The sequence below is a fragment of the Morganella sp. GD04133 genome, from assembly GCF_029835375.1.
In the GTDB taxonomy this organism is placed as follows: domain Bacteria; phylum Pseudomonadota; class Gammaproteobacteria; order Enterobacterales; family Enterobacteriaceae; genus Morganella; species Morganella morganii_B.
Map to the genome: position 1 here is coordinate 1 of NZ_JAODZS010000010.1, position 19,086 is coordinate 19,086.

At 52.5% G+C, this 19,086-nt stretch carries 25 protein-coding genes; 7 read left to right on the forward strand and 18 right to left on the reverse strand.

From position 1 onward, the window contains the following. Positions 1-43: 43 nt before the first annotated feature. The 13 genes from N7387_RS06090 to N7387_RS06150 all read right to left on the reverse strand — a co-directional run bounded on the left by N7387_RS06090 (position 44) and on the right by N7387_RS06150 (position 8,863). Positions 44-172 (reverse strand): hypothetical protein, encoded by a 129-nt coding sequence (locus N7387_RS06090; RefSeq protein ID WP_262882685.1) that lies wholly within the window; start codon positions 170-172, stop codon positions 44-46. A gap of 108 nt (positions 173-280) precedes the next feature. Continuing rightward, complete coding sequence (gene rnk / locus N7387_RS06095) at positions 281-691, reverse strand: nucleoside diphosphate kinase regulator (RefSeq protein WP_025151848.1); 411 nt, start codon at positions 689-691, stop codon at positions 281-283. Positions 692-883: 192 nt separating this feature from the next. Then, positions 884-1,156: a PTS phosphocarrier protein NPr gene (gene npr, locus N7387_RS06100; protein WP_004240520.1), complete on the reverse strand. Its 273-nt coding sequence runs from the start codon at positions 1,154-1,156 to the stop codon at positions 884-886. A gap of 3 nt (positions 1,157-1,159) precedes the next feature. Next, positions 1,160-2,011 (reverse strand): RNase adapter RapZ, encoded by an 852-nt coding sequence (gene rapZ / locus N7387_RS06105; protein ID WP_025151847.1) that lies wholly within the window; start codon positions 2,009-2,011, stop codon positions 1,160-1,162. Between the two features lie 69 nt (positions 2,012-2,080). After that, positions 2,081-2,548 carry a PTS IIA-like nitrogen regulatory protein PtsN gene (gene ptsN / locus N7387_RS06110; protein ID WP_004236310.1) on the reverse strand — a complete coding sequence of 156 codons (468 nt, stop codon included), beginning with the start codon at positions 2,546-2,548 and terminating at the stop codon, positions 2,081-2,083. A 119-nt stretch (positions 2,549-2,667) separates the two neighbouring features. Continuing rightward, on the reverse strand, positions 2,668-2,955 hold the full coding sequence (gene hpf, locus N7387_RS06115; protein ID WP_262882683.1) for a ribosome hibernation promoting factor: 288 nt from the start codon (positions 2,953-2,955) through the stop codon (positions 2,668-2,670). A 23-nt stretch (positions 2,956-2,978) separates the two neighbouring features. Beyond that, the gene (rpoN, locus tag N7387_RS06120) at positions 2,979-4,415 is read right to left on the reverse strand and encodes an RNA polymerase factor sigma-54 (protein WP_279797757.1); all 1,437 of its coding nucleotides are present in this window, start codon (positions 4,413-4,415) and stop codon (positions 2,979-2,981) included. Between the two features lie 24 nt (positions 4,416-4,439). After that, the gene (gene lptB / locus N7387_RS06125; protein ID WP_024474509.1) at positions 4,440-5,165 is read right to left on the reverse strand and encodes an LPS export ABC transporter ATP-binding protein; all 726 of its coding nucleotides are present in this window, start codon (positions 5,163-5,165) and stop codon (positions 4,440-4,442) included. A gap of 6 nt (positions 5,166-5,171) precedes the next feature. Further along, entirely contained in the window at positions 5,172-5,708 is a 537-nt protein-coding gene (gene lptA / locus N7387_RS06130; protein WP_036411301.1) for a lipopolysaccharide ABC transporter substrate-binding protein LptA, read from the reverse strand. Next, complete coding sequence (lptC, locus tag N7387_RS06135) at positions 5,689-6,270, reverse strand: LPS export ABC transporter periplasmic protein LptC (RefSeq protein ID WP_262882682.1); 582 nt, start codon at positions 6,268-6,270, stop codon at positions 5,689-5,691. Before lptC ends, lptA begins: the two co-directional genes overlap by 20 nt. A 40-nt stretch (positions 6,271-6,310) precedes the next feature. After that, positions 6,311-6,874: a 3-deoxy-manno-octulosonate-8-phosphatase KdsC gene (gene kdsC / locus N7387_RS06140; protein ID WP_279797766.1), complete on the reverse strand. Its 564-nt coding sequence runs from the start codon at positions 6,872-6,874 to the stop codon at positions 6,311-6,313. Positions 6,875-6,883: 9 nt separating this feature from the next. Continuing rightward, complete coding sequence (gene kdsD, locus N7387_RS06145; protein WP_279797887.1) at positions 6,884-7,852, reverse strand: arabinose-5-phosphate isomerase KdsD; 969 nt, start codon at positions 7,850-7,852, stop codon at positions 6,884-6,886. A gap of 51 nt (positions 7,853-7,903) precedes the next feature. Beyond that, a complete protein-coding gene (locus tag N7387_RS06150) occupies positions 7,904-8,863 on the reverse strand; it encodes a calcium/sodium antiporter (protein ID WP_279797768.1) in 960 nt (319 codons plus the stop codon). Positions 8,864-9,161: 298 nt separating this feature from the next. On the opposite strand from N7387_RS06150, the gene mlaF reads away from it, so the two are divergent. The 7 genes from mlaF (at position 9,162) to murA (ending at position 14,085) form a co-directional block, all read left to right on the forward strand. Continuing rightward, complete coding sequence (gene mlaF, locus N7387_RS06155) at positions 9,162-9,965, forward strand: phospholipid ABC transporter ATP-binding protein MlaF (protein ID WP_025151838.1); 804 nt, start codon at positions 9,162-9,164, stop codon at positions 9,963-9,965. A gap of 7 nt (positions 9,966-9,972) precedes the next feature. Beyond that, the gene (mlaE, locus tag N7387_RS06160; RefSeq protein ID WP_015422977.1) at positions 9,973-10,755 is read left to right on the forward strand and encodes a lipid asymmetry maintenance ABC transporter permease subunit MlaE; all 783 of its coding nucleotides are present in this window, start codon (positions 9,973-9,975) and stop codon (positions 10,753-10,755) included. A 3-nt stretch (positions 10,756-10,758) separates the two neighbouring features. After that, a complete protein-coding gene (gene mlaD, locus N7387_RS06165; protein WP_024474518.1) occupies positions 10,759-11,283 on the forward strand; it encodes an outer membrane lipid asymmetry maintenance protein MlaD in 525 nt (174 codons plus the stop codon). A gap of 118 nt (positions 11,284-11,401) precedes the next feature. After that, on the forward strand, positions 11,402-12,031 hold the full coding sequence (gene mlaC, locus N7387_RS06170) for a phospholipid-binding protein MlaC (RefSeq protein WP_025151837.1): 630 nt from the start codon (positions 11,402-11,404) through the stop codon (positions 12,029-12,031). Further along, the gene (gene mlaB, locus N7387_RS06175; protein WP_262867898.1) at positions 12,031-12,321 is read left to right on the forward strand and encodes a lipid asymmetry maintenance protein MlaB; all 291 of its coding nucleotides are present in this window, start codon (positions 12,031-12,033) and stop codon (positions 12,319-12,321) included. Before mlaC ends, mlaB begins: the two co-directional genes overlap by 1 nt. Positions 12,322-12,497: 176 nt before the next feature. Next, positions 12,498-12,752, forward strand: coding sequence for a BolA family iron metabolism protein IbaG (ibaG, locus tag N7387_RS06180; protein ID WP_004236327.1), 255 nt, complete (start codon positions 12,498-12,500; stop codon positions 12,750-12,752). A gap of 67 nt (positions 12,753-12,819) precedes the next feature. After that, positions 12,820-14,085, forward strand: coding sequence for a UDP-N-acetylglucosamine 1-carboxyvinyltransferase (murA, locus tag N7387_RS06185; RefSeq protein WP_262882680.1), 1,266 nt, complete (start codon positions 12,820-12,822; stop codon positions 14,083-14,085). Between the two features lie 56 nt (positions 14,086-14,141). Here the strand turns inward: murA and degS are convergent, their stop codons facing one another. From degS to N7387_RS06210, 5 genes are all read right to left on the reverse strand, one after another. Beyond that, positions 14,142-15,230, reverse strand: coding sequence for an outer membrane-stress sensor serine endopeptidase DegS (gene degS / locus N7387_RS06190; protein WP_279797791.1), 1,089 nt, complete (start codon positions 15,228-15,230; stop codon positions 14,142-14,144). A 192-nt stretch (positions 15,231-15,422) separates the two neighbouring features. Then, on the reverse strand, positions 15,423-16,250 hold the full coding sequence (gene tauD, locus N7387_RS06195; protein WP_279797793.1) for a taurine dioxygenase: 828 nt from the start codon (positions 16,248-16,250) through the stop codon (positions 15,423-15,425). A gap of 20 nt (positions 16,251-16,270) precedes the next feature. Beyond that, positions 16,271-17,062, reverse strand: coding sequence for a taurine ABC transporter permease TauC (gene tauC, locus N7387_RS06200; protein ID WP_279797794.1), 792 nt, complete (start codon positions 17,060-17,062; stop codon positions 16,271-16,273). 23 nt (positions 17,063-17,085) lie between these two features. Next, positions 17,086-17,859 (reverse strand): ATP-binding cassette domain-containing protein, encoded by a 774-nt coding sequence (locus tag N7387_RS06205; protein WP_279797796.1) that lies wholly within the window; start codon positions 17,857-17,859, stop codon positions 17,086-17,088. 2 nt (positions 17,860-17,861) lie between these two features. Further along, the gene (locus N7387_RS06210) at positions 17,862-18,899 is read right to left on the reverse strand and encodes a glycine betaine ABC transporter substrate-binding protein (protein WP_279797799.1); all 1,038 of its coding nucleotides are present in this window, start codon (positions 18,897-18,899) and stop codon (positions 17,862-17,864) included. Between the last annotated feature and the right edge of the window lie 187 nt (positions 18,900-19,086).

Genomic DNA, 19,086 nt, shown 5'->3' on the forward strand with positions numbered 1-19,086 from the left:
ACTTTTATGCCAGGGTTTTTTTATGCCCGAAAGAGGAACAGCACTATATCATCAGCATGATCAGGCCCTTTGTGAGCATGAATAACTGATTTTCGAAATTAAGCACCAGTGGCAGCGGGGAGTCCGTTAACGGGGAAAAGGCAAGAACGTGCAGCAGACTGAATGTTGACATAGTGGCTCCGGAAAGAGGAAAGATAAGCCATCATGCAGAAAAAGAAGGGAAAATGGAAGCTGCGCCCGCAGATTGCCTGAAACGGACGCAGAGCAGGCTTAAAGCGGATTAACGGTGTAATTCACCGGCAGCTTCAGGCTGATAGATAATTTCTGATACTTTTACGCGCGTTGCTTCACCGTTCGGCAGTTCCCATGAGATCTCATCGCCGACAGAAAGCCCGAGTAACGCAGCTCCCAGTGGTGCCATCACCGACAGCTGTTCTGCGCTGTCTTTCAGTGATGCCGGGTACACCAGGGTGCGGATACTCTCTTTTCCGCTCGATAAATCTTCAAAGCGCACGCGGCTGTTCATCGTCACAACCGTGGCCGGCATTTCTGCAGGCGGCAGGATTTCCGCGCGATCTAACTCGTCATTCAGGGCTTCAGCCACCGGATTGTCAGCATAAGCCGGCTGTTCCAGCAGCATATCCAGACGCTCCGCGTCCAGTTCATTAATAATTATATTGGGCTTTTTCATACCACACTCCAAATCATTTCCAATACAAAAGAACACCCCCACACCAGAAGGAGGGGGGTGCTCATTTGATAATTAATCTGATAGTAGGCTGTTCTCTCCGGAAAGGGAAGAGATCAGGATCACGAACCGCCGGGCTGCGTGAACGAAACAGCGTATCAGTTTTCTTTAAGTAAAATATTTCGGTTAGTATAACTAATCTTCATCAAAACCTGAATCAAAAAGGGAAATAATTGCCTCAATGGCAGAATTTTCATCAGGCCCTGTTGCTTCCACTTCAATAAAACTGCCCTGTTCGGAATCCAGCATCAGCATGGCAAGCACACTGTCTGCCCGGGCTTCTTCATTTTGCTTATTACGGAATACCACCGTTGACCGGAAGGTCTGGATCAGTTCAAACAGCTTCATGGCCGGCCGGGCATGCAGCCCCAGCCGGTTTTTGATTTCAACCTGACAACGGATGGTCATGGATTACTTCCGTTTTTCCAGGGTCCGGTGGCGCGACTGTACGTTTTTCCCGCGTGAGCGGAAGTAATCCGCCAGCTGTTCCGCCACATAGACAGAACGGTGTTTGCCGCCGGTACAGCCGATAGCGACGGTCAGGTAGCTGCGGTTGTTGGTTTCCAGCATCGGCAGCCACAGTTCCAGATAACTGCGGGTCTGGTAGATAAAGTTGTGTACTTCGGTATGGCGGTCGAGGAACGCCGCCACCGGTTTATCCAGACCGGTCATCGGACGCAGTTTCGGATCCCAGTGCGGGTTCGGCAGGAAACGGACATCAAACACATAATCCGCATCGATCGGAATACCGTGTTTAAACCCGAACGACTCGAACACCATGGTCAGCTCGCGTTCGCGCTTGCCGAGCAGGCGGGTTCTCAGCATCTCTGCCAGTTCATGCACTGACATCTCAGAAGTATCGATAATCAGATCGGCACGGGAACGCAGCGGCTCCAGCAGATCGCTCTCTTCGTCAATCGCACTTTCCAGCGAGAGATTTTTACTGGAAAGGGGATGCAGACGGCGGGTATCACTGTAACGGCGGATCAGGGTGTTGCGATCCGCATCCAGGAACAGCAGCTGGGGAGAGAAACTGTCCGGTAATCTGGTCAGGGCTTCCTCAAAGACTTCCGGGGACTCCGGCATATTGCGGACGTCAATACTCACTGCAGCAGAGATATCGCGTGTTGCCAGGGTAGCGGCAAGCTCCGGCAGAAGAGTGACCGGCAGGTTATCAACGCAGTAGAAACCCATATCTTCCAGCGCCCGCAGGGCAACAGATTTACCCGAACCAGAGCGGCCGCTGACAATCATCAGCACCATGAGGGGACTCCCTATCGTTTCTCTTTCAATGGCAATACGCCATTATCTGTTGTCGTCAGCCGGTTATCATCACTCTGTGATGATACTGTACAGCTCTTCATCACTTTGCGCCTGACGCAACCGGCGGCAGAGCGCTTTGTCAGCCAGTTTTTTGGCTACTAACGACAGTGTGTGTAAATGCGTCTGACACTGATCAGACGGAACAAATAACGCAAACAGAATGTCCACATTCTGATTGTCAATCGCATCAAACGCGATAGGTTGCTCCAGATGTAAAAATACGCCGCAGGCAGTTTGTGCCTCGCTTTTATCCAGTTTTCCGTGGGGGATGGCAATCCCGCCACCGATACCGGTTGTCCCGACTTTTTCCCGTGTAAGGAGTGCCTCAAACAGCGTGTTTTCCGGCAGCGCCAGCGCGGTGGCAGCCAGTTCACTGATAATCTCCAGCGCGCGCTTCTTACTGGTACAGTGAATATTATTGCGTGTACAGCTGATACTCAGTACATCGCTCAGGGACAAATTTGCTTCGTTATTCATTTCATTGTTCACTTAGGATCAGAATCCCGGCAACCACCATGGTAACCGGGATCAGAGCACTGCTTTTTCCTGAGAAAATTCAGACTGTTAATTCAGTCATGCACCCGGGTGCAGAAAGTTTACCGGTTTCTCAGTTTTTCTTTGTGTTTGGACAGCTGGCGGCCGAGTCTTTCTGCCATCTCATCAATTGCCGCGTACATATCCTCTTTTTCCGCTGAGGCGTGAAGATCCGCACCGTTTACCTGAGCCGTTGCCTCCGCGATTTTACTGACTTTCTCAACCTTAAGGATCACCTGAACGCTGTTGATTTTATCGAAATACTGCTCCAGTTTTTTACACTTGGCTGTCACAGTCTCACGTAAAGCATCTGTAATTTCAACGTTGTGGCCGGTAATTTGTAATTCCATAGTGTCTTCCTTCTCAATGTGTATCAAATCAGCTGTTTACGCTGATTTGAGGGCGGGATGGATAACGACTCGCGATATTTTGCGACAGTTCGTCTGGCGACCTGAATACCCTGTTCGGCAAGCATGTCGGTCAGTTTGCTGTCGCTGAGCGGTTTCGCCGGATTCTCGGCGGCAACCAGTTTTTTCACCAGTGCACGGATGGCGGTGGAGGACGCCTCGCCCCCGCTGTCAGTGCTGACGTGGCTGGAGAAAAAGTACTTCAGTTCAAAGATCCCCCGCGGACTGTGCAGGAATTTCTGCGTTGTTACCCGGGAAATCGTGGATTCATGCATCTCAACCCGCAGTGCGATATCCGCCAGCACCATGGGCTTCATATATTCTTCGCCCTGTTCAAAGAACGCCTGCTGCTCTTCCACAATACAGGTCGCGACTTTGAGCAGCGTATCGTTCCGGCTTTCCAGACTTTTAATGAGCCACTTTGCTTCCTGCAAATTATTACGGATAAACTGACTGTCGCTCTCACTGCGGGCCCGCGAACCCATTGCGGCATAGTGATTATTGACCCGCAGACGGGGAATGCTGTCGGAATTGAGTTCCACTGCCCAGCGTTCGCCGTGTTTTCTCACAAGGACGTCAGGAATAACATACTCTGATTCTCCGGTGTTGACTACCAGGCCCGGACGCGGTTCCAGCGACTGAATCAGATCAATGGCGGATTTCAGTGCCTCTTCTTTCAGTTTGGTCACCCGGCCCAGGGTGCGGAAATCCCGGTTCCCCAACAATGCCAGATGCTGATCCGTAATAGCAAGGGCTTCTTTCAGGCTCGGGGTCTCCGGCGGCAGAATTTTCAGCTGCACCATCAGACACTCCCGCAGGTCACGGGCGCCCACACCCACCGGATCAAAACGCTGAATACGCTTGAGTACTGCTTCGACATCTTCGGTGGTGACGTCATCGTCACCGATACTCAGGCGGATATCATCGACAGAGACGGTCAGATAGCCGGTTTCATCAATCGCATCAATGATTGAGAAGGCAATCGCGGCATCGGTTTCGGTAAAGGGGGTCAGGCGGGCCTGCCAGATCAGATAATCCTGTAAGGTTTCGGTGGTTTCGCCCTGATAGAGCGGCAGTTCATCGTCGCCGTAATCATTGCCGGTGCCGGACGGCGTACCGGCGGTGTAGATTTCTTCCCACTGCGCATCCAGCGGCAGATCATCCGGCATGGCGGTCTGCTCGAGTGCTTCGGCGCTGTCCAGTTCTTTTTGTGTTTCAGATTCAGCAGGCGTGTCAATTTCCTGATGGTTATCATCAAGTTCCAGCAACGGATTAGATTCCAGCGCCTCGCGGATCTCCTGCTGGAGTTCAAGCGTGGAAAGCTGCAACAAACGGATAGCCTGCTGAAGTTGTGGCGTCATCGCCAGTTGCTGGCTGAGTTTAAGCTGCAGACTCTGCTTCATTACGGACACGGGCTCCTTACGGCATTACAGGCGGAAACCTTCGCCTAAATAAACACGTTTAACCTGCTCATTATTCAGAATGGATTCCGGGCTGCCGTGGGCAATCATATGGCCCTGGCTGACAATGTAAGCCCGTTCACAGACATCCAGCGTTTCGCGGACGTTGTGGTCGGTGATCAGGACGCCGAGCCCGTAATCACGGAGGTGCTGAATAATCTTTTTAATATCAATAACGGAAATCGGGTCAACACCGGCAAACGGTTCATCCAGCAGGATGAATTTCGGGTTGGCGGCCAGCGCGCGGGCAATTTCCACACGGCGGCGTTCACCCCCGGAGAGTGACTGGCCCAGGTTATCGCGCAGATGACTGATATGGAACTCTTCCATCAACTCTTCCGCCCTGTCCCGGCGTTCATCATTGTTCAGATCTTTGCGGATTTCAAGCACCGCCATCAGGTTCTGCCATACCGTCAGACGACGGAAAATAGAGGCTTCCTGCGGCAGATAGCCAATCCCTTTGCGGGCACGTTCGTGCAGCGGCAGCAGGGAAATATCTTCATCATCGATGCTTATTGCACCGGCATCACGGGGAACAATACCCACGACCATATAGAAGGTCGTGGTTTTCCCGGCACCGTTCGGGCCGAGCAGTCCGACGATTTCGCCGGAACTGACTTCAAGCGTCACATCTTCGACGACTTTGCGCCCTTTGTAGGCTTTGGCTAATTTGCTTGCAATTAATTTTGCCATAAATCGTTACTTACCTTTCTGGCCGGTTGCCGCCGGGCCTTTTTCCTGAATCTGTGACGGCAGCAGTACGGTAGTCACCTGTTTGCCTTTGTCACTGAATGCCTGCATTTGTTGTGTCGGCACCACATAGGTAATCTTGTCACCGGTGATATTGCTGTCCAGCTGTTCCAGATAGGCATTACCGGTCAGCGTGACCAGCTCATTGGCCATTTCGTAACGCAGTTTGCTGCCGCGTCCTTTGATTGGCTTGCCGTTATCCTGCATCTGGTAGAAGGTCACCGGATTACCGAATGCTTCGATCACCATTTTGTTGGAATCGCCGCCCGGACGGGTGACCACCACTTTGTCAGCGCGGACATCAATCGTTCCCTGTTTTACCACAACATTATCCGTAAATGTGGTGATATTTTTTTCTAAATCAAGGGCTTGTTTTAATGATGTTACCGTCACCGGCTGCTGTGTATCTTCTTTTAACGCCAAAGCAGGGACACTGACGGCCAGAATTGCTGTTGCAATCAGAGTATTAAGGATGTTTGCTTTCATTTGGGATCTCATAGTAAGTCTGTACATCTTTGATCAGTTCCGCATTACGACTGCGTAAATTACCCCGCATCTGCAATCCGGCGGAACGCAGTCCTGTGCCCGTGATGGTGACTTTGTCGTCAGAACTCACATCCTGGGTTATCAGATTGACTTCGGCGTTATCCGTGGTGATCTGCCTGAGCTGCGTATCGGTGGTCAGGCTGTCAACCTGCACATCACCGTATAAATATAACATTCTGTCATTGGTTAATTTGGCCCGCTTTGAACGTATCGTCCAGGTGGCGGTTTTATCAGGATCGTAGGTGGTCAGCACCGGATTAGTAAACCATGTTACTTTTTCCTGAGCAAAGTTCTGCACATCATCTGCATTCAGCCGGTACGCCAGCAGCCCTGTCGGTTCGTAAGCCAGGGTTGAGGACGTTTGGGTTTTATACGTCGGCGTACCGTCTTCCACAATTCTGCCGTCGGCGTCACCTGAACGGGTGACCGACAGGTTCCAGCCGAGCAGACCGAGGGCGATAAGTGCCAGAATAATGATCAGCCAAAGCTTAAATTTACTCATGAGATCCCTGATAAAGCCATTATAACCAATAAAATACTTTTCAGACGGACAGGCCTTTCGCCGCATCCAGCTTATTTTGTGCCAGCAGAATCAGATCACACAATTCGCGGACAGCGCCGCGGCCGCCTGCAATCTGTGTAACATAATCCGCTTTGGGTAACAATAACGGGTGGGCATCCGCCACTGCGGCGGATAAGCCGACCTCTGCCATAACCGGCCAGTCAATCAGGTCATCGCCGATATAGGCGACGTCGCCGGGGCGAAGCGCCAGTTTAGCTAATAGTTCGTGATACGCCAAAAGCTTATCGCTCTGTCCCTGGTAAAGATGTGTAATGCCGAGTGTATTGGCCCGATCTTCCAGTAATTTTGCGTTGCGGCCGGTAATTATAGCCACTTCTATGCCGGAGGTCAGCAGGCAGCGGATACCGTAGCCGTCACGGACATTAAATGCCTTCAGTTCTTCACCGTTGTTGCCCTGATAAATCAGGCCGTCAGACATCACGCCGTCCACATCACAGATAAGAAGCCGTATTTTAGCGGCTTTTTCCATTACTGTTTGCGCTATCGGGCCATAGCAGGTGTCAATAGTGGTAATTTGTGTCATCGTCAGTCCTTATACCACCCCGGCCTGGAGCAGATCATGCATATGCAGTACGCCGAGCAGTTTATCACCTTCTGTGACTAATAAAGAGGTGATATGACGGGACTGCATTAAATTCAGTGCCTCAACCGCCAGGGTATTGGCTTTGATGCGGATCCCGCCCGGGGTCATCACATCGGCAATCTGGCAGTTATTGAGGTCGGTGCCCGCATCGAAAATCCGGCGCAGGTCACCGTCAGTGAAAATGCCCTGAATAATCATGTCATCATCACAAATCACGGTCATGCCCAGTTTTTTACGGGTGATTTCCACCAGCGCTTCGCGCAGTGAGGCGGTTTTCGGTACACGCGGGATGTCATCCCCGGTGTTCATCAGGTCGGAAACCAGTAACAGCAGTTTACGGCCGAGCGCGCCGCCCGGATGCGAGAGGGCAAAATCTTCAGCAGTAAAGCCGCGGGCCTGCAATAAGGCAATCGCCAGTGCGTCCCCCATCACCAGTGTGGCGGTGGTGCTGGTGGTCGGCGCAAGACCGAGCGGACAGGCTTCCTGCGGAACTTTAATACACAGATGGACATCCGCTGCTTTTCCCATGGTACTGTCCGGGTTGCCGGTCATGCAGATAAGCGGGATGTTCTGACGTTTGATAACCGGGATCAGCGCCTGAATTTCTGAGGATTCACCGGAGTTTGAAATCGCGATAACCACATCTTTCTTTGTGACCATTCCCAGGTCGCCGTGCGCGGCTTCGCCCGGATGCACAAAGAAGGAGGAGGTACCGGTGCTGGCAAATGTCGCAGCCATTTTGTGGCCGATATGACCGGATTTTCCCATCCCCATGATGATCACTTTGCCTTCACAGCGGAATATCAGTTCACAGGCTTTATCGAAATCATCATTAATATACTGCTCGAGTGACGCGAGACCTTCACGTTCAATCCGGAGGACACGTTTACCTGTTAGTTGAAAATCAGTTCGGGACATCAGTTTTTTCTCACTTTCAGTATCTGTCTGTGTATTCATGGCTGACGCTTATCAGCCGGTAAAAAGACTTATCAGCCAGGCGGTGAACGCGCTGAGCAGAATAATGCCTTTCAGCCGGTTCAGCCGCTGGTTCCGTCCGGCCGCGAAGAAAATAAATAACACACCGGCGGCGAACATCACGGCGAAATCGGTCATAAAACGGTCTGCCGCCATCGGCGCAGTGGCTAACAGCGCCGGGATCCCCGCCACGACCGTGGTATTAAACAGTGTCGCGCCGATAAGGTTCCCCAGCGCGATATCTTTTTCACCTTTGACTGCCGCCGCAATCGTGGTGCACAGCTCCGGCAGACTGGTACCGATAGCCAGGATAGTCAGCCCGGTGATACGCCCGCTGATCTCCGCATAGCGGGTGAAGGCAGAGGCGTTATCGATCACAATCCGGACCGCTACCGGCATAATCAGCAATCCGGCGACCAGCCACAATAAAGCAACCGGTAAATTATTTTCCTGCGGCAGTTCATGGTTTTGTTCAGTCGTGAAGCCGTCATACTGATCACGCCGCGCCATTGCGGCAATTTTCACCACCAGCCAGAGACTGGTGAGTCCCGCAAGCACCAGAAACCCGCCCTGAACCCGCGTGATACCGCCGGACCAGATAAACAGCCCGAACAGCGCCATTACCGCCAGCATCAGCGGAAGCTCACGGCGCAGCACCGCAGACTGCACACTCAGCGGACGGATAAGGGCGGCAAGCCCGGCAATCAGCAGTAAATTGATAATATTGGAACCGATAATAGTGCCGAGCGCCAGATCCGGCTGCCCTTCAAGCACCGCACCGGCGGAGGTCAGCAGTTCCGGCAGCGATGTGCCGGGACCGGCCACCAGAATACCGGTGATAAACGGGGAGATGCCGAGCGCGCGGGAAAATACCGCGGCACCGTACACAATCCGGTCAGAGGCATAAACCAGCAGAATCAGCCCGGTCAGTAAAAGGATGCTGGTGAGTAACATGGCTCTCCTCCGGGCTGAAAAACAGTCAGAAATAATGAAATGCGGGAAATTGAGGGTATTGTACGGGCTGAGACGCAAAAGTAAAACAGACGTTTTGTACCCGGCAGAGCGTTAATGTTAAATGCTGATATACTTGTGTATCACGCTGTTTATGTCCCGTTACTCAGGGGGGATAAATAATTCAGACAGTAACACCCGCATTTAAAGGCGAAAACTGCCGGATTTTTTTATATTATGATGGGTCAGTCCTGTATGTGTTGTAAAAACACGAAAAACATAACGTTAAGGTTGTGAGGTCATGAACCGACAGACGGAAAATATTATTGAGATCCGGAACATGTGTTTCCGGCGCGGTTCGCGCATGCTGTTTAATGATATCAGCCTGGATGTGCCGCGCGGCAAAGTGACCGCGATTATGGGGCCGTCCGGGATCGGGAAAACCACGCTGTTGCGTCTGATCGGCGGGCAACTGCGCCCGGACAGCGGTGAAATCTGGTTTGACGGTGATAATATCCCGGCACTCTCCCGCAGCAAACTGTATCAGTCGCGCCGTAAAATGAGCATGCTGTTTCAGTCCGGGGCGTTATTTACCGATATGACAGTCTATGACAACGTGGCATTCCCGCTGCGTGAACATACCCGGCTGCCGGAATCCCTGATCCGGACAACCGTGATGATGAAACTGGAAGCGGTCGGTTTACGGGGGGCGGCAAACCTGATGCCGTCTGAACTCTCCGGCGGGATGGCCCGCCGTGCGGCACTGGCGCGGGCCATTGCACTGGATCCGGATCTTATCCTGTTTGATGAACCATTTGTCGGCCAGGATCCGATTACCATGGGTGTGCTGGTAAAACTGATTGATGAACTCAATCAGTCGCTGGGTGTAACCTGCGTTGTGGTTTCTCACGATGTGCCGGAAGTGCTCAGTATTGCGGATAAGGCCTATATTGTCGCGGAGCAGTCCGTGATCGCGCAGGGTACCGCAGAAGAGTTGCAGGAGAACACCGAACCGCGTGTGCGCCAGTTCCTGGATGGTATCGCTGACGGGCCGGTTCCTTTCCGCTATCCGGCGGGTGATTACCAATCAGATTTATTAGGATAAACGAGACATGTTGACACAGGCACTTGCTGCTTTGGGACGCCGCGCGTTAGCGACATGCGCGTCTTTCGGGCGGTCAGGATACATGCTGTTCCGTGCGCTGTTCGGCAAACCGCAGTTTGCCCGGCAGTGGCCGCTGCTGCGCAAGCAGCTGTACAGCGTCGGTGTGCAGTCCCTGCTGATTATTTCAGTGTCCGGGCTGTTTATCGGGATGGTTCTGGCCTTACAGGGATATCTGGTTCTGAAAACCTTCAGTGCGGAAGCCAGCCTCGGCATGATGGTGGCGCTGTCGCTGCTGCGTGAACTGGGGCCGGTGGTGACCGCACTGCTGTTTGCCGGACGCGCCGGTTCCGCACTGACAGCAGAAATCGGGCTGATGAAAGCCACAGAACAGTTATCCAGCCTGGAAATGATGGCGGTCGATCCGCTGCGCCGTGTGATCGCACCGCGTTTCTGGGCGGGTTTGATCAGTATGCCGCTGTTATCCATGATTTTTGTCGCCGTGGGTATTCTTGGCGGGGTCATGGTCGGGGTGGACTGGAAAGGGATCGATGAAGGGTTCTACTGGGCTTCCATGCAGGCCAATGTGGACTGGCAGAAAGATGTGATGAACTGCATTTACAAGAGTGTGGTTTTCGCCTTCACCGTCACCTGGATTGCCCTGTATAACGGGTATGACGCTATTCCGACGTCTGAAGGGATTAGTCGGGCAACAACACGCACGGTCGTTCATTCATCGCTTGCCGTGTTAGGGTTAGATTTTGTGCTTACGGCACTGATGTTCGGGAATTAAACAATGCAAAGCAAGAAAAATGAAGTTTGGGTCGGGCTTTTCGTCTTAATTGCCATTGCGGCGATTATCTTCCTGGCACTGAAAGTGGCGGATATCCGCTCTGTCGGCAGCGAAAAAACCTACCGCGTATCTGCCACCTTTGATGATATCGGCGGCCTGCAGGCCCGTTCACCGGTAAAAATCGGCGGTGTGGTGATTGGCCGCGTCAATGACATCCGTCTGGACAAGGACTATAAACCGGAAGTGACGCTGGACATCTACAGCCAGTATGACCAGATTCCGGACACCAGTTCGTTGTCTATCCGTACCTCCGGTCTGCTGGGTGAGCAGTATCTGGCACTCAGTAAAGGGTTTGAGAATACAACAGACCCGGATCTGCCGATGACTGAAATGCTGAAAGACGGCAGCCGTATTCAGGACACCAAACCAGCGATGGTGCTGGAAGATTTAATCGGTCAGTTCCTGTATAAGAGCGGTGACGGCGAAGGGGGGAATACCCCGGAAGCGGCACCGGCTGCACAGCACTGATACGAAAAGTAATGTAAAAGCGGATGTTTTTGCCCGCAGGGGCGGACATCCTGCATAATACTGTTTACCGAAGATACCTTCACGGCGGAAAGTGCCGGTGATTAATCAGGAGTTGATTATGTTTAAGCGTTTACTGATAGCGGCAATGCTGGTGGTGATAGCCCCGTTTGCCGGCGCTGTTGACCAGACAAACCCGTATACACTGATGAATGATGCGGCGGCGAAAACCTTCAGCCGTCTGAAAGCAGACCAGGCGCAAATCCGGCAGAATCCGGACTATCTGCGCACCGTGGTTCAGGAAGAATTACTGCCGTATGTGCAGATCAAATACGCCGGTGCGCTGGTGTTAGGTTCTTACTACAAAGATGCGACACCGGCACAGCGCGACGCCTATTTCAAAGCCTTTGAGGCGTATCTGGCCCAGGCATACGGCCAGGCACTGGCAATGTACACCAACCAGACTTATCAGATTGATCCGGCACAGCCGCTGGGTGATAAAACCATCGTGGCTATCCGTGTGACACTGACCGAGCCGGGCGGGCGTCCGCCAATCCGTCTGGATTTCCAGTGGCGTAAAAATACCAAAACCGGTCACTGGCAGGCGTATGACATGATTGCTGAAGGCGTGAGTATGATTACCACCAAACAAAATGAGTGGGCCTCTATTCTGCGTCAGAAAGGGGTTGATGGTCTGACTGCGGAGCTTGAGCGCAGTGCGAAAACCCCGATTACCCTGGATCAGAAATAATGACGGCTGCGCTGACGTGGGAAAAACAGGGTGAAACCCTCGCCCTGAACGGGGAACTGGATCGCGATACACTGCTGTCGTTCTGGAATGCACGTCAGCAGCAGATGAACGCCGTGCAGACGGTGGATGTTTCCGGTCTCAGTCATGTGGATTCCGCCGGGCTGGCTATGCTGGTCCGTCTGCGGGGAGAGCGTCCGGAAGCACCGTTTGTGTTATCCGGAGTAAGCGCTAATTTGCAGATGCTGATGTCACTCTACAGTGTTGAGTTCGAATTCAGTCAGAACGCGTGAATTAAAAATAATGTAAATAACGGCAGGACAGATACTTATTTGCCGTTATTTTCCGTAAGGTAACTGCCTCCGCCTGTGTCACCACAGCCGGAGGCATTTTTAATGGTTTAAGAGCGGGGCATATTCGATTACGATAGTGCCTATAACACACAATCTGATAACCAATTTGAGAAATTATGGATACGAATGAAATCAAACAGGTGCTGATGGATAAGTTAGCACTTACTGACGCAATTGTGACCGGTGACGGCAGCCATTTTCAGGTGATCGCTGTCGGCGATCTTTTTGACGGCATGAGCCGCGTTAAACAGCAGCAGGCCGTGTATGCGCCGCTGATGGAATATATTGCCGATAACCGTATCCACGCGTTGTCTATCAAAGCCTATACCCCGGCTCAGTGGGAACGGGATCGTAAACTGAGCGGGCTGTAACCGCGGCGGCTGACAATGCAGTGACAAGTCACGCGGCAGCAATTAATGATAATGAGAGTGTCTACAGATGGATAAATTTCGGGTAAAAGGTCCTTCCGTTCTTCAGGGCGAAGTGACTATCTCAGGGGCAAAAAATGCGGCATTGCCTATCCTGTTCGCGGCAATTCTGGCGGAAGAGCCGGTTGAGTTACACAATGTGCCGGAACTGCGGGATATCGACACCTCTGTGAAGCTGTTAACGCGGCTGGGTGCCAAAATTGAGCGCAAAGGAACCACACTGCGTGTGGATGCCTCTGCGATTAATGAATATTGTGCGCCTTATGATCTGGTCAAAACTATGCGCGCGTCCATCTGGGCGCTGGGGCCGCTGGTGGCCCGTTTTGGTCACGGTCAGGTTTCTCTGCCGGGCGGCTGTGCTATCGGCGCCCGTCCGGTTGATTTGCATATCACCGGCTTAGAGCAGTTAGGGGCGAAAATCACCCTCGATGAAGGGTATGTCAAAGCGGAAGTGGATGGTCGTCTGACCGGCAACACTATCGTGATGGATAAAGTCAGCGTGGGTGCCACCATCACTATTATGTGTGCGGCGGCCCTGGCGAAAGGCAAAACCATTATCGAAAACGCGGCCCGTGAACCGGAAATTGAAGATACCGCTGCATTCCTGAATGCACTGGGTGCCAAAATCACCGGTGCAGGGACTGATCACGTGGTGATTGAAGGTGTTGAACGCCTCGGCGGCGGCTCTCACACCGTTGTGCCGGATCGTATTGAAACCGGGACCTTCCTGATCGCTGCAGCGGTTTCACGCGGTAAAATTCTGTGCCGTAACGCCAAGCCGGATACACTGGATGCTGTGCTGGCCAAGCTGCGCGAAGCCGGGGCGGAAATCAAAACCGGTGACGACTGGATAAGCCTGGATATGAAAGGGCAGCGTCCGAAAGCAGTCACCTTCCGTACCGCGCCGCATCCGGGTTTCCCGACAGATATGCAGGCGCAATTCAGCCTGCTGAACCTGGTGGCGGAAGGATCCGGCATGATCACGGAAACCATCTTTGAAAACCGCTTTATGCACATTCCGGAACTGATCCGTATGGGCGCACACGCGGAAATCGAGAGTAATTCGGTGCTGTGTCACGGTGTGGAAAAACTGTCCGGTGCTCAGGTGATGGCGACCGATCTGCGTGCATCTGCAAGCCTGGTACTGGCGGGTTGTATCGCGGAAGGCACCACAATCGTTGATCGTATTTATCATATCGATCGCGGTTATGAGCATATTGAAGAGAAATTACGCGGCCTGGGTGCGGATATCGAACGTATTCATTCAGCAGAGTAATTCCCTGATATAAGTGATAAACAGAAAAGAGCGGATATCCGCTCTTTTTTTGTGCCTTATTCCTGTCCGCCGGGGGAGGGAGTGAACTCTTCGATGGTCACATCGACAGACCGCATCTGGCCATTGCGTAACAGGGTGACCGGCACAACACTGCCCGGGCTCAGTTCCGCCACCTGATCCATCATTTCCAGTGGTGAGGTGCTTGGCTTGTTATTGACGCTGGTGATGATATCCCCGACCTGAATCCCGCCTTTATCTGCCGGGCCGTCACGGGCAACCTGAAAGACCCGCAGACCGGTTATCTGATTGATATCACTGTTGTTAGTCCGGATCGGTGGCAGCTCTTTGGAAGTGATACCAATGTAGCCCCGGATCACACGGCCGTCTTTTATCAGTTTATTCATAATGCGCAGGGCAAGCTCTGCGGGGATCGCCAGCCCGATGCTGTCACTCATCCGTGACGGATCGTTGCTGTCGTAAGACATGGTATTGATGCCGACTAACTCGCCCTCAGTATTGACGAGGGCACCGCCGGAGTTACCGGCCATAATCGAAGCATCAGTCTGGAGAAAATTCTGGCGGCGGGTCGGACTCAGCCCGACACGGCCCATTGCACTGATAATGCCCTGATTGACCGTTTGTCCGACATTAAACGGGTTACCGATTGCCAGCACCACATCACCCACATGGGACTGACGTTTCGGGTTGATCGGGATCACCGGCAGTTTATCGGTGGTATTGATTTTCAGCACCGCGAGGTCAGTCAGATCATCCGCACCAATCAGCATACCTTCATACAGGCGGCCGTAATTGCCGTATTGCAGTGCGATCAGAATCTGATCGGCATTTTTAATCACATGCTGGTTGGTCAGGATGTAGCCCTGATCATTCATGATCACGCCGGAGCCGAGGGAGTTCAGCTCGGGGCCCTGCTGGGAGAGGCTGCCCATACTACTGCTGTAAACGTTGACCACGGCAGGTGCGGCACGGCGTACTGCCTTGTTGTAGCTGACCGGTTCGTCATTATTAAACAGATTCGTAAACCACTGGGTCACAAATTGCGGGCGAATAGACGGGACGCTGGCCAGAAGCAGGGCAGCCACAAGAAGTCCCATAAAAACGGAGCGCAATAATTTAAACCACATAGTCCTTAACCGGTGTTGTGAGTACGGGAAGAAAATACTCCCGGCAGAATAGCATAATCCGGGCGAATTATATGTGGGTAATTGCGGTATTTTATGATGTGGTACAAATAAACAGGTGCGGTATCAGGCGGTTATTTATCACTTCCGGTCATGACGCGCCGGGCCGCCGGCTGCGTCATGTTATACAGGTGTTTAAAACGGTTTATCACCGATCACGGTTGCTCTGTGCATAATGCGGTGAAAATCGCCGTAATCAAAACTGGCGAGATGCTGGGTGCAGCGGTTATCCCAGACGGCCATATCACCGTTCTGCCAGTGCCAGCGGACAAAATATTTCGGCTGTGTGCTGTGTTTAAACAGGAACGTCAGCAATGTATCACTCTCTTCCGGACTTAATTCACAGATACGGCGGGTAAAACCTTCGGTTACAAATAAGCCCTTCTTACCGGTAACCGGATGGGTTCTGACCAGCGGGTGGCGTTTCGGCGGGAAATCACGGCGGGCTTTTTCCAGCGCGTCTTTTGCTTCGCCGGTCTGCGCAAAGCGGCTGTCCGGGAACGAGAGGCTGATATCATGCTCCGCCGTCAGGCCGGATAAAAATGCCTGTAACGGCGGTGATAAATCATCATAAGCACGGGTCAGACTGGCCCACAGGGTATCGCCGCCGAAAGGGGGAACCTGTACGGCGGATAATACACAGCCCATGGCCGGTTTTTCCAGAAATGTCACGTCGGTGTGCCACAATTCGTTATCTTTCAGATCCAGAAGATGGCTGTCGAGCACAATCAGTTCCCGCACGTCTTTATGGGAAGGAAAAACCGGATGGATATGCAGCTCACCCAGCGCGGCGGCAAAGTCCCGCTGGGCTTCCGGCTCAATATACTGCTGACGGAAAAACAGCACCTGATGTTCCAGTAACGCATCCTGTAATGCAGCCAGTGTGGCGGCATCCGGTGTTTTATTCAGGTTAATCCCTCCGACCTGTGCGCCGATAGCGGGTGTTAACTGTTGGATTTCCATATGCATGACCTCTCTGTCAGTTAAGATTCTTTGCCGTACCACGGCACTAATGCCTGCTGCAAATGACGCAATGCCAGTTCGATGGCCAGCGCCACCACGGCAATCACAGCGATGCCGGTGATGACGATGCCGGTGTTAAGAAACTGCGCGGCGGACTGCACCATAAACCCCAGTCCCTGCTGTGCCGCGACCAGCTCTGCCGCCACCAGGGTTGACCAGCCCACGCCGAGGCCAATCCGGATGCCGGTCAGCATCTGCGGCAGTGCTGACGGCAGGATCACATATCTCAGTACCTGAAGCCGGTTTGCCCCCAGAGACTGTACAGCGCGGATCCGGTTTCCCGGCGCAGCCATAATGCCCTGCATTGTTGAAATCAGAACCGGCGCAAGGATCGCCAGCCAGATCAGCAGGATCTTGGTGGTTTCTCCGATCCCGAACCAGATCACGATCAGCGGCAGATAGGCAAGCGGGGGAACCGGGCGGTACAGTTCAACCACCGGATCCAGTATGCCGCGTATCCGGGAACTCAGTCCCATCAGTACGCCCAGCGGGATCCCAGTGATAACCGCCAGAAGCAGCGCTTTGAGCATGCGGTCAAGACTGGCTGCCAGGTGCTGCCACAGCGTGGCATTCATATAACCGGATTCGGATAACGCCAGAAACTGGTGTCCTATCTGAGCCGGGGCGGGTAAATAGAGGGGATTAACCCACTGAAATGCGGTGATCAGCCACCAGCCGGCAATCAGCACGGATAAACTCACGATACTGAGAAATACACGGCTGTAGCGGGTCTGTTTATTTATATCTGCCATTGATGTCACTCCGTACCGGTGAATTAACCGCGCTGGTATGCCATTATTTTGTCTGACAGTGTGTCGCGGTGATGAATAAAGGCCGGGTCTGATTTAATTTGCCGGATCGGCCGGCCCTCTGACCATTGTTTATAAAACGGGGGTTCTTCGTCCGATATTATCCGTCCGGGAGACGGCGCCATTAATATCAGCTTCGTCGCCATTAACAGCGCCTCTTCAATATCGTGAGTGATAATAAAAAAGGCACTCTGCTGTTTTTGCCACAAGGTCAGAATTAAGGTTTGCATCTGCTCCCGGTTGGCGGCATCGAGTGCGCCGAAGGGTTCGTCCATCAGAATAAAATCAGACTTTACAGCCAGTGCCCGGGCAATGCCGACCCGCTGCCGCATTCCGCCGGACAGTGACCAGATATTATCGGTAATGGCATGCAGTAATCCGACTTTTTGCAGATTCTCTTCGACCACTGCTTTTTCTTCCTGTTTACCGAGTTTTTTAATTTTCAGTCCCAGTGCGACATTTTCATAGACATTCAGCCAGGGCATCAGGGCGTCATTCTGAAATACCACGGCTCTGTCAGAGGCGGGATGCCGGATTTCGTTTCCGTCCCGTGTTATTTTTCCGCCGGAGGGCGGCAGAAAACCGGCGACAATATTCAGCAACGATGTTTTTCCGCAGCCGGACGCACCGAGGATCACGGTAATACCGTTATCCGGAATGGTTAAATCAATACCGGATAAGGTTGTCTGCGGCTGACCGTGATATATCAGATCAATATTCTCCAGTACGATATCCGCCATGGTTATTTCCCCGCTGCCGTGGTGACAGCGTCCGTATTGATATTGCCGGCATAGGAATCTTTAACCGAATCAATACTGCCCTGCTGCTGTAAAAACAGTGCGGTATTGCGGATATCATCCGCCAGGGTGGTCGTCAGGATCTGTTTTTGCTCTTTCAGCGCGGGATAATCACTACCCGCCATTACACCCGCCACATCCTCCGGACGGGCACCGGTCAGTTGAGCAATTTTGTCTGTGATGTCAGGAAAGTCCGCAATAGTACTTTTATTCCGCTGATACCACTGAACCTCAATGTCAGTAACGGCGGCAAACTGCGTCAGCACATCAGGATGCTGTGCGGCAAAGTTGCTGTCCGCGACCCACAGGTCATAGGTTGGTTTACCCCATGCCCGTACGTCGCGACCGGAAATCAGGATTTGCCCGTTGGCTTTCAGCTGACTTAAGGCCGGTTCCCAGACATACGCCGCGTCAATATCGCCTCTCTCCCATGCCGCGACAATGTCAGCAGGGCGCAGATTGACCAGCTGTACGGATTTTTCATCAATATTCAGGTTCTCCAGTGTCGCAAGCAGGCTGTAATGGGCAGTGGAGGTAAAGGGTACGGCAATTTTTTTACCGGCCAGTCCGCCGGACGGATCACGGTCATTGCGGATAATCAGTGCTTCGGCGGTGTCCGGGATGCCGGAAATATAAAAAACCTCCACCGGCAGTCCGCGGCTGGCGGCAACAGTAAACGGTGCGGATCCCATATTGGCAATATCCGCTTCACCGGCAGCCAGGGCGGTCAGCACATCCGCACCGCTGTCGAATTTCTTCCAGATGAGCGGTTTACCGGTGGCGGCTTCGTAGGCATGGTTTGCCTGCGCGATTTTACCGGGGTCGATAATCGCCTGATAAGCGATCACCACCGGTTTTTCCGTTGTTGCCGGAGGTGCCGGTGCTTTCTGGCTGTAAATAAACCCGCTGATAATGACCAGTGCTGCCAGCAAAGAGATAACCACCTTTACTTTATTTTTTCTCTGAGGCTGATATAACGACATTGTTCTCTTCCGTTGCGAAGTCACGAATAGTTATCTATTTAGTGTTATGGAATATATTCCGGGAAAGAATTACTTCTTATATTGAAATTCCTTTTTGTTATACATGAAGAATATTCCCGGCAGAGATCCTTATTTCATTAAAATGAAGGGTGGGTTCGTTATTTTTTTATACGTAATTCATTGTTTA